This is a genomic window from Baekduia sp., assembly GCF_035685985.1.
Lineage (GTDB): Bacteria > Actinomycetota > Thermoleophilia > Solirubrobacterales > Solirubrobacteraceae > Baekduia.
This window is the reverse complement of the sequence record NZ_DASRZV010000036.1, coordinates 97,778-107,735: the sequence shown is the minus strand read 5'-3', so window position 1 is coordinate 107,735 and position 9,958 is coordinate 97,778. Positions and strand designations below refer to the sequence as shown.

General features: G+C 67.2%; 12 protein-coding genes. 11 read left to right on the top strand and 1 reads right to left on the bottom strand.

Translation table 11 applies throughout. From position 1 onward, the window contains the following. The 10 genes from VFG42_RS24785 to VFG42_RS24745 all read left to right on the top strand — a co-directional run. A partial coding sequence (locus VFG42_RS24785; protein WP_324911525.1) for an RHS repeat-associated core domain-containing protein occupies positions 1-700 on the top strand: 700 nt, incomplete at its 5' end. Positions 701-735: 35 nt separating this feature from the next. Beyond that, on the top strand, positions 736-1,044 hold the full coding sequence (locus VFG42_RS27585; protein ID WP_414642473.1) for an RHS repeat-associated core domain-containing protein: 309 nt from the start codon (positions 736-738) through the stop codon (positions 1,042-1,044). Positions 1,045-1,761: 717 nt separating this feature from the next. Then, complete coding sequence (locus VFG42_RS24780) at positions 1,762-2,637, top strand: hypothetical protein (RefSeq protein WP_324911524.1); 876 nt, start codon at positions 1,762-1,764, stop codon at positions 2,635-2,637. Between the two features lie 1,064 nt (positions 2,638-3,701). Beyond that, a complete protein-coding gene (locus VFG42_RS24775; RefSeq protein WP_324911523.1) occupies positions 3,702-3,953 on the top strand; it encodes a hypothetical protein in 252 nt (83 codons plus the stop codon). 306 nt (positions 3,954-4,259) lie between these two features. After that, complete coding sequence (locus tag VFG42_RS24770; RefSeq protein ID WP_324911522.1) at positions 4,260-4,670, top strand: DUF6228 family protein; 411 nt, start codon at positions 4,260-4,262, stop codon at positions 4,668-4,670. A gap of 307 nt (positions 4,671-4,977) precedes the next feature. Next, positions 4,978-5,175 carry a hypothetical protein gene (locus tag VFG42_RS24765; protein ID WP_324911521.1) on the top strand — a complete coding sequence of 66 codons (198 nt, stop codon included), beginning with the start codon at positions 4,978-4,980 and terminating at the stop codon, positions 5,173-5,175. Continuing rightward, positions 5,172-5,396, top strand: coding sequence for a hypothetical protein (locus VFG42_RS24760; protein ID WP_324911520.1), 225 nt, complete (start codon positions 5,172-5,174; stop codon positions 5,394-5,396). Before VFG42_RS24765 ends, VFG42_RS24760 begins: the two co-directional genes overlap by 4 nt. A 401-nt stretch (positions 5,397-5,797) precedes the next feature. Further along, positions 5,798-6,517: a tetratricopeptide repeat protein gene (locus VFG42_RS24755; protein ID WP_324911519.1), complete on the top strand. Its 720-nt coding sequence runs from the start codon at positions 5,798-5,800 to the stop codon at positions 6,515-6,517. A gap of 545 nt (positions 6,518-7,062) precedes the next feature. Next, positions 7,063-7,263, top strand: a complete 201-nt coding sequence (locus tag VFG42_RS24750) for a hypothetical protein (protein ID WP_324911518.1) — start codon at positions 7,063-7,065, stop codon at positions 7,261-7,263. Between the two features lie 88 nt (positions 7,264-7,351). Then, positions 7,352-8,821 (top strand): MFS transporter, encoded by a 1,470-nt coding sequence (locus VFG42_RS24745; RefSeq protein ID WP_324911517.1) that lies wholly within the window; start codon positions 7,352-7,354, stop codon positions 8,819-8,821. 4 nt (positions 8,822-8,825) lie between these two features. On the opposite strand, the gene VFG42_RS24740 is transcribed toward VFG42_RS24745, so the two are convergent. Then, positions 8,826-9,020, bottom strand: coding sequence for a hypothetical protein (locus VFG42_RS24740; RefSeq protein WP_324911516.1), 195 nt, complete (start codon positions 9,018-9,020; stop codon positions 8,826-8,828). 256 nt (positions 9,021-9,276) lie between these two features. On the opposite strand from VFG42_RS24740, the gene VFG42_RS24735 reads away from it, so the two are divergent. Next, a complete protein-coding gene (locus VFG42_RS24735) occupies positions 9,277-9,957 on the top strand; it encodes an acetate uptake transporter family protein (protein ID WP_324911515.1) in 681 nt (226 codons plus the stop codon). Position 9,958: the final 1 nt, after the last annotated feature.

Sequence of the window (9,958 nt, the reverse complement as noted above, 5' to 3'; positions counted from 1 at the left end):
CGTCTTCGGGAGTCCGACCACGGCCGCCGCCGCGAACCTCGGGCTCGGCTACCTCGGCACCAAACAACGCAACACCACGCTGACCACCGGCACCATCGAGATGGGCGCCCGCCTCTACCAGCCCCAGATCGGACGGTTCCTCCAGCCCGATCCGATCTACGGCGGGTCACTCAACACCTATGACTACGCCAACGCCGACCCGGTTGACGGTACAGACCTTTCAGGTAACATTGCGAGTAACTTTCGGTACCTGCGCTACGGAATCGGCAGCGTGATCGCCAACGTCGGCTGCGGGCTCGTCGGCGGGGCGGTAGGCACAGCCGCAGGCGTGGCAGCGGCGGAAACCGGGCCAGGAGCAGTCATCGCGGCCGGCGGCCTCTTCGGCGGTATTACGGCAGGATGCGACCAGGCGGTGGACGCGATCGCCAACCACCACAAGTCGCCCAACCCGCCGAAGCCCAAGCAGTCGAAGCTCCCGTGCACGCGTCCGGCCCACCTCCAAGGCCTGTTACAAGCCATGAGAAAACGCGTTCTGTTCGGCATGCTCGTTGGGGGAAGCGTCGCCCTCGTCGGCGAACTCTTGCTGCTTATCAGCGGCATCGGGGTCGGAGACGGCCCCCTCCAACCCATGCCGGCCGCTGTGGGCGCCTTGCTTGGCTACGTAGCCGCCATGCGGCGGTACCCTCCGCCCGATCGCTAGAGCATGCTTGTCGGTGAGGACGAGCTGGCGCGCAACTGCTGGCTGAAGACGACCAATCTGGTTGCGAAGGTGTTCAAAAAGGCGCTCAGACTGGTCCCGGACGTACCAAAGGGCTGCTCAGCACAGGCCGGAAGGCGCGTCGCCAAGGCCGGGGGCGAACCTCGGGACTCGGCTACCTCGGCACCAAGCAACGCAACACCACGCTGACCACCGACACCGTCGAGATGGGCGCCCGCCTCTACCAACCCCAGATCGGCCGCTTCCTGCAGGTCGACCCGGTATTCGGCGGATCATGCAACAGCTATGACTATGTTTGTCAGGATCCGGCAATCAGCTCGACCTAGCGGGAACCTGCCTCGTGAAGTACGTCACCCTGTACTTCTTCGACGCCAAGAGTTACGAAACCGGCAACTTGCACTACAAAGAGAACCACAAGGGCCACGCAGGAGAATTCTGCAAGAGCGTGGGCACGCTAACCCTCAAGCAAGCGTTGTCTAGTGCCTGCGGCGTAACGTCGGCTGGAAAGCGACCTCGATTGTTGCGAAGTGTCGCGAAGAAAGTCTTCTGGGTCGTTCCCGGTGTGCCGGAGGCTTGCGTCTTCTACTCGGCGTATCAGCGTGTCAAGCCCATCCCACACTAAACTTCTCAGTGATGCGTGACAGGCTCATCTGGATATTCCGGCTCGGCGTGCTCTGGGTCCTCGGCGCGAGCGCAACGTATTACGCCACGCACCCCCAGCTTGGGGGAGTGACAGGCGACGACTGGTCGACCATGGTTGCCGGTGGATTCGTCTTTGTGGCCATCGGCGCTGCAGCGGCCGTTATCGCGGCCCTTCTGAGGTGTCGGAGCGCACGCAAAGGACCATAGGTGCTGATGTTCGCCGCTTCAGGGGATGAGGACGGTGTGCGCGGAGACGTGACTCTGGTAGGGACGGGGTCGACCAAACAGATCCGGTGTATGCGGGCTACGTCGAACTCTGAGGCCTGGTAATGCGACCTAGCAGTTACCAGGCGCCTAGGTCTCGTGGCCTGCCCTGTACCGCCGATCTACGATGACGGCACATGAGCAGTGAGCGGCGCTCGACCCCGACGGCCCTACGGCGAGCATTCCTTGCGAACGCGTCGCACCGCGTCTTTGCGTGGTGGACCGGGATGGTCGCAGCCGGCGTAGCAGCATTCTGCCTCCTGGAGAACCTCTGGGTGCCGGCCGCCTTGGGCGGCGCCGTGTCGGCGGTGCTGCTGTGGCTGGGCGGGTTCTGGGTCGGGCCGCGAACCCGCGACGCGTACGTGCGGCGCGTGATGTACGCCTGGGAGGCTTGGGCCACCGAAGCGGACTGGGCTAACAGCAGCTTCAGCGCGCGCGAATCTCGCTACCACAGCCGCATCGAGCGTCTGCCGGCGCCGCAGAGTTACAGAGCCGAACACGAGCGGCTCTTGGCCATGCTCTCGGATGCCGAGCGGACGCTGGGTGACAGATCGATTGCCCCTCCCGACAGGGTGCGACAATCGGTCGCGGCTGTTCGAGCCCTCAGCGCGACGGTTGATGAGTTGTGCGCCACGGCCGCACAGGCGGACGAACGACAGTTCTGCCAAGCGCTGAAGCAGGCTCGAGAGGAACGTCGCACGGAATACCGCACCGCAACCCAGCGAGCAGAGCGCGCGACCGAAAAGCTGCTCGCCAAGCTCGCGCGGCTACGACCACCTTCGGCTGCTCATGATGTCCACGCCCAAGTGCGCCAGAGCTTTCAGGGCTACCTCGAAGCGTTGCAACAGTTCCATGCGGCGTGCCGCGACGGGACCCCGGAGGAGGCGGCGCATTCGGCGACCAGCCTCGGCGGCGCGCGCGTCGCTCTACAGTCATCGGCGCGAAAGCTTCGCGAGAGCCTGGGCTACAACGAGCGTTGGCCTTCCGATGACATTGACGACATCGAGCCATAGACCGAAGGACCTATGGCTCAAGGGGTGCTTGAAGGAAATCGTCAGGGGCGCCCGATGCCCATGAGACCACCAGGCCAACCGGTAGCATCGGCTTGCTGGTGAGCGCGGCGTCCACCGTCCTGGTCCAGGGGTACAACTGCTTTCGCGGAGCACGTCGCATCAAATGAGCGCAACAGCAATTGCGACGCTTGCCGTCATCTGGATCATCCATATCTACCTGGTCGTCCGCTGCTTTCGACGCGGGAGATGGGGGTTTGGTCTTGCAGGGCTCACCGTTCTTGCGCCGGTTGCATGGGTCGGTGCGTTCCTACGGCCGAAATGGCCCGACAAAGCTCGTCGCGGCCATTCCCCATGATGTGATCGCGCGATGGTCGCTCGGCTAGTTCCGCCACCCGCCGTGAACGACTGTGCCATGAGTACATGCCACACCAGGAGCCTCGTCTGGGTGATGGTAGGCATCGCCGCCATGGTGGCTCTCGGCCTGATCGTCGGGTGGTGGCGCAGTCGGCGGTGATCTCGATCGCGCAGCGCCGCTTGCGGCCAGATGGCTGAAGGAGCGCCCGGTCGGCAAGGCCACCCTTCAGGAGGGGCTCAACGCGATCTGCAGAGCAAACGTCAGCGCGAAGGCAGTCAGTCTGGTCGCGAAGCGGCTGGTCAAGAAGACGTTGTCTTTGACAAGAGACAACAGCTGGGGCGACTCGGCCCGCGACGCCTTAGCTGCACCCTCTCGGGAACTTGTGAGTAAGTACCAAATTGTGAGAAGCGAACGAATAGAGCGTTACACATTGCTACGTTGCTCCTCTCGGTTGTAGCCCTTGCCAGCTTCGGGTTCACTCACGATCATCGCTGGGTCACCACAGTGCTTCTCGTCGTGGCGCTCGCGATGAACATCGTGAATGCGTGTGTGCGTGAGCGCCAGCCAGCGGCGGACGAGGAGCAGCCGCTGTCTGCTATACGGAGGTGCTGATCGTTCTGTGCGTGTACGGCTACGCCTCGTGGCGAATCAAGGAGGAGCCGGTCGCGAAGGCAGTCAGTCTCGGTACCTGCGCTACGGAATCGGCAGCGTGATCGCCCACCTCGGCTGCGGGATCGTCGGCGGGGCGACGAGCGCAGGCGCAGGCATGTTGGCGTCGGAAGCCGGGCCAGGAGCAGTCATCGCGGCCGGCGGCCTCTTCGGCGGTGTTACGGCAGGATGCGACCAGGCGGTGGAGGCGATCGCCAACGACCACAACTCGCCCACTCCGCCGAAGCCCAAGCCGTCGAAGCTCCCGTGCATGCGCGCCCGGCCCAACTCCAAGGTCTGTTACAAGCCATGAGAAAACGCGTTCTGTTCGGCATGCTCGTTGGGGGAAGCGTCGCCCTCGTCGGCGAACTCTTGCTGCTTATCAGCGGCATCGGGGTCGGAGACGGCCCCCCTCCAACCCATGCCGGCCGCTGTGGGCGCCTTGCTTGGCTACGTAGCCGCTATGCGGCGGTACCCTCCGCCCGATCGCTAGAGCATGCTTGTCGGTGAGGACGAGCTGCCCGCATCGGCTGAAGACGACCAATCTGGTTGCGAAGGTGTTCAAAAAGGGCGCTCAGAGTGGTCCCGGGCTGTCCTCCGAAGGAGAGAACAGCCTCTAATGAGCATCGTTCTGGGAAGAGATGGAGCAACGCTCACGATCAGCGCGCCCGATGCGTATGACGGTGAGCCGGCACAGCCGACATACGTGCGGCTTGAATTGCCCAAGTTGAAAGCTGCATGCGCGGTCTGGTTGGATCCGGACAATCCCGAGCCTGCTCTCTGGCTGTTCTTCAAAGAGCTGGCTGAAAGCTGGCGAGGGTGGTCCGGAGTCAAGCGATGGAAATCGTATGAGGGCGTGTTGGCACCGAGCTGCACGCATGACGGGCTCGGGCACGTCCAGATGACGGTGGAATTGCACGACGCCACCGTTCCCGACGGGTGGTCGGTGCGTGGGACGATCGAGTTGGAGGCGGGTGCGCTGGGCGAGTACGCAGTCGCTGCCCGACGCCTTGGCGAGACTGCCGAATGAATCATGCTCACGGACACGATCTACTCCAGATCGCCGAACACGTGCAACTACCACGCGAGGAAAGACCGAGCTGGATGGGAGGCCCACCGCGCGAAAGCGTCGCAACGCCGTCGAGGACGCGGCCGTGAGATCACATCAGGTTCGCCAGCGCGTCGCCCGCGGAGGCTCTTGAGCGCGGCGTCCACCGTCATGGTCCAGGAGTAGAATTGCTTTCGTGGAGTAGCGCGCCCGATGCGCATGACGGTGAGCTGGCACAGCCGACATCCGTGCGGCTTGAGGGTGGTTGCCGCCGAAGATGCGTAAGCAGATGTTCGGCAAGAACAAGAACGACGTCGTGAAGAAGTGCTGGCAGGGCTCCATCGGAGGCCTGGTCGGCGACATCACCCGAATGCACTTCATCAAGTGGAAGAACAACGCAGGAACGATCGCCATCAAACCCGGCGGCACGCGGGGCGCGCTAGCAGCCGGATGCGTCTCGAACGTCCTGGAGACACCCGGGCTATGAGCGGGCGTCGATTGTGGCCGGCCGGCTACTTCGGCCGGCCCGAGCGCTCGGACGTCGGATGGGCGCTCGTCTGCTTCTCGGTGACGGCAGTGGCCTGCGTGGCGATCCGCTTGGTGGTCTGGTCCGAGGCCCCGCGGCTGCTCGTCCTCGTCGTGGGCATGTTCGTCGGTGGCGCCGTCGCGGACCTGGTCACGGCGCGTCGCCGCCGCGGCGGTCCCTGACGCCGACGCTCGTCCGGGCGGCGGGGGATCCGCCGCGTAACGGGTGGCCTGCTGATGGTCTGGCGATCGGCGTCGGGCGCTGGGCCAGTACGCAGTCGCTGCCCGACGTCTTGGCGAGACTGCCGAATGAGTCACGGTCACGGACCCGATAGGCGATGTGTGGGATCGACGATCCCAGGATCAGGCTTCGACACCGCCGGCCGGTTCCACGACCGGCCAACCCTTGGCGCGCTCGGCGACGGCCGCACCGCCGGCCGGTCATCGAACCCGCTCGCAGGCGGGTGGCCCCAAGCCCCCGAGCGGCGACGACGGTGATGACGATGAGGAGACTGGCAGCACCGGTGAGAGTTGCTACCGACACAGCCGCCCGCACAACAGCTTCTCGCTTAGGATGGCGGCCCATGAGCGACGAGCAGACCCTGCGGGCCGCCCGCTCGTCGTATGACCGTGGCGTCGCGCTCATGGAGCGAGGACGACGCGAAGCAGCGCTGACCGCCTATCGCGAGGTCGTCGACCGCGTCGGCGGCCACGACGGGACGGAGCTGGTCGGCCTGGTCGTCGCGGCGCGCTACAACGCGGCGGTCGTCCTGCGGGAGCTGGGACGGACCGAGGACGCGATGATGGCCTTCATCTCGCTCGTGAACGACTTCGCCGACGCCTCCTCCACGCCCTACGACGAGTTCTTGGCGGACGCGCGACTCGGGATCGCGGCGCTGGCGTGGGAGAGCGGTCAGGTCACGGCCGCGCATGATGTGTACGACGGCTTGGTCGCGACGTATGGAGATCGGGGAGAGCGCTCGCTTCGCGTGACCGTGGCCCACGCGCTGTCCGGCAAGGCGACCGTGCTCGGCAGGACCGGACACGCGGCTCTCGCCGCCGAGGTCTGCGCCGATGCCATCGGTCGCCTGGGTGCCGTCGACGATCGCACGACGCGCGACGCGCTGGCCAACCTGATGTGGTCGCACGGTCGCTGGCTGGACGCCGCCGGGCAGGTCGACGAGGCGGTCGAGGCCTACACCGGCGTCCTGGAGGCGTTCTCGGAGGATGAGAGCGCCTGGGTCTCCGAGCGGCTCGACCTCGCCCGCCAGGGGTTGGCGACGCTGCGAGGCAAACGCCAGTGAGCGTTGGTTCGTCGGAGGAGGCGTCGCGCTGGTCGGCGAGCTGCTCCTGTTGATCAGCGGCGTTGGCGTCGAGCATGGTCCCCTTGAACACATGCCGAGCGCCTACGGGGCTTTGATCGGATACGGATCCGCCATGCGGCGGTACCCCGCTGACCACGAGGAGGATCGGCGTCCATGACACCGACCCAGGCGGACGCCGAGCTGCGGAGATGGGCGGTCCGACATGTCGCGGCGCCGACGACGTGGGTCCACGCGATGCCCTCGGCAACCCGTTCCGCTCCTGCACGCGCCTGCTGCCATGAATGATCGCGAGCGACGTGAGCAGGGGATGAGGCACCTCAGAAACGGCGTGCGCCTCTGGGCCGCGGCGCTCGGGGTTGCCGCTGCCGCCGCCTTGCTCAACGGGACGGCGAAGCAGGCGTTGTCGTTGGCCACGATCGCCGTCTTGCTGGTGGTGCTCAGCTTCGGGCTGGGTCGGGGTTGGGTCGGGCGCGGTAGACGATGAGGCTGAGGAGTCAGACGCAATGTTGACCATGGTTAGTGGCGTGATACTCGTGCTCGGCGGAGGTTGGTTCGTGCCCTCGGAGATGAGGCGCATCCACAACAATCTCGTCAAGCGCGGCACGGACCCGGCACTGTTCGACGCGACGATCGAGGGACGGATGTTCAGAACGGGGGTCAGGCTTTGCATCGTCGCGGGGGTCGTCGCGATCGCCCTCGGCCTTTACGATCTCGTGAGCGCGTAAGGCACTCCCCCGGCCGCCGCCGGGCGTCTGCGCGCCCGGTCCGCGCCGCCGCACTCAGCGGAGGCGGCCTCCGCTTATACTCGGGCGCATGCCCCTCCCCCGGACCCATGCCGAGCCCAATCGCTGGGCCGTCCTCGCCCTGCTCGGGGTCGCCCAGCTGATGGTCGTCCTGGACTCGACGATCGTGAACATCGCGCTGCCGTCGGCGCAGCGGGACCTCGGGTTCTCGACCGAGAGCCGCCAGTGGGTCGTCACCGCCTACGCGCTGGCCTTCGGCAGCCTGCTGCTCGTCGGCGGCAAGCTCGGCGACCTCTTCGGACGCAAGTGGACGTTCGTCGGCGGCCTGATCGGCTTCTCGGCCGCGTCGTTCGTCGGCGGCCTGGCGCCGTCCTTCGAGGTGCTCGTGATCGCCCGCGCGCTGCAGGGCGTGTTCGGCGCGCTGCTGGCGCCGTCGGCGCTGTCGCTGCTGACCGTGACGTTCGCGGGCTCGCCCGAGCGCGCCAAGGCGTTCGGGATCTTCGCCGCGGTCGCGACCGCCGGCGCGTCGGTCGGCCTGCTGCTCGGCGGGCTGCTCACCGACGTCCTGACCTGGCGCTGGTGCCTGTACGTCAACCTGCTGATCGCGATCCCGGCCGCGTTCTTCGCGCTGCGGCTGATCGTCAACGAGACGCACCCGCAGCGGCCCCGGATCGACTGGACCGGCGTCGTGCTGGCGTGCGCGGGCCTGTTCGCGATCGTCTTCGGCTTCTCCGAGGCCGAGACCGACTCGTGGGGGTCGCCGGCGACGATCGTCTCGCTCGTGGCGGGGGTCGCGCTGATGGTCGCCTTCGTGGTCTCCCAGACGCGCGGCACGAGCCCGCTGCTGCCGCTGCACATCGTCTGGGACCGGGCGCGCGGCGGGGCCTACATGTCGATCGCCATCGCGGGCGCGAGCGTGTTCGCCGTCTTCCTGTTCCTGACGTACTTCATGCAGCAGAACCTCGGCTACTCGCCGCTGAAGACCGGCGTGGCGTTCCTGCCGCTGTCGGCCACGATCTTCGTCATGGCGCCCACGATCCAGACCAAGGTCCTGCCGCGGTTCGGGGCCAAGCCCATCATCATGACCGGCATGGCGCTCGGCGCCTTCGCGATGCTCGTGTTCTTCGCGCGGCTGACGCCGTCCTCGACGTACCTCGGCCACGTCCTCCCCGGCCTGCTGATCATCGGCCTCGGGATGCCGTGCATCTTCGCGCCGTCGTTCGCGACCGCGACGCTCGGCGTCGACCGCTACGAGGCGGGCGTCGCCTCGGCGATGGTCAACACCTGCCAGCAGGTCGGCGGCGCGGTGGGTACCGCGGTGCTGTCGACGATCTTCGCCGGCGCGGCCACGCGCTACGCCGCCGACCACGCGCGCACGCCCGGGGCGGCCGCGGCGGCGCAGGTCCACGGCTACACGACCGCGTTCTACGTCGCGACCGCGATGTTCGCCGTCGGGTTCGTCCTCGCGCTGCTGATCCTCCCGCGCCGCATCCAGCCGCAGGCCCAGCCGGTCGGCGAGCCCGCGGCCGAGGCGGCCTAGCGGCCTAGCCGTGCCCGGGAGCCCCGTGGCCGTGCTGGGCGTGCACGCGACCGGCGCCGCCGATGCCGGCCCAGAGGAGCAGGGCGGCGACGGCCGCCACGATCGACACCCAGAGCGTCACGCCCAGGATCGCGAACAGGACGACGAAGACGATGGCGGCCAAGACGACGCCGCTGGCCGACAGGGTGGAACCCGACATGAGGCAGCACCTCCTTCGGATCGAACGATGGGTGGTGACAGGTTGCCCGAAGGCGCGGGCGCCCCGTCGACGAAGGTCATCCGCGCGACATCCGTCCGTGCGGAGACGGGGGTTGCGGGCAGCTCGGAGGCACCTCACCTACCATCCCCCTTGCAGGAGGTCTTCGACCATGTCGGATACCCAAACTGGTCAGCAGCGCTTCACCCGACCGGGCGCCGAGCAGCGTCCGATCCCCTCGGTGGAGGAGCGAACGCGGATGGTCCTGCAGCCCATCGCCGCGCCGTCGATCCTCGGCCTGTTCGCGTTCGCGGCCGCGACGTTCATGGTCTCCACCAACATGGCCCACTGGTACGGCACCCCGACCTCGGGCCTCTACCTGTTCCCGTTCGCGGCCGTGTTCGGCGGCCTCGCCCAGCTGCTGGCCGGCATGTGGTCCTACCGCGCCCGCGACGGCGTCGCGACCGCGATGCACGGCATGTGGGGCTCGTTCTGGATCGCCTACGGGATCCTGTGGCTGCTCGATGCCACCGGGACGATCGCGATCCCGGCCGGGAAGTTCCCGGAGCTCGGCTACTGGTTCCTGGCCCTCGGCGCGATCACGCTCGCGGGCACGCTGGCCGCGACGTTCGAGAGCCTCGGGCTCACGTCGGTGCTCGGCCTGCTGGCCGCGGGCTCGGTGTTCGCGGCCCTCCACTACCTGACGGGCTCGGGCACCTGGGAGACGATCGCCGGCTGGGTGCTGTTCGCCTCCGCGCTGGCGGCCTTCTACGTCGCGACGGCGTTGATGATGGAGAGCGCCGCGGGCCGGGCGATCCTGCCGCTGGGCAAGCCCTCGGCCAAGGCGCGGGCCAAGGCCGAGGCCGACGAGCCCGACGGGCGGGTCACCGAGGCGATCGGCTGGATCCTCGGCGAGCCGGGCATCCGCCACGGGCAATGAC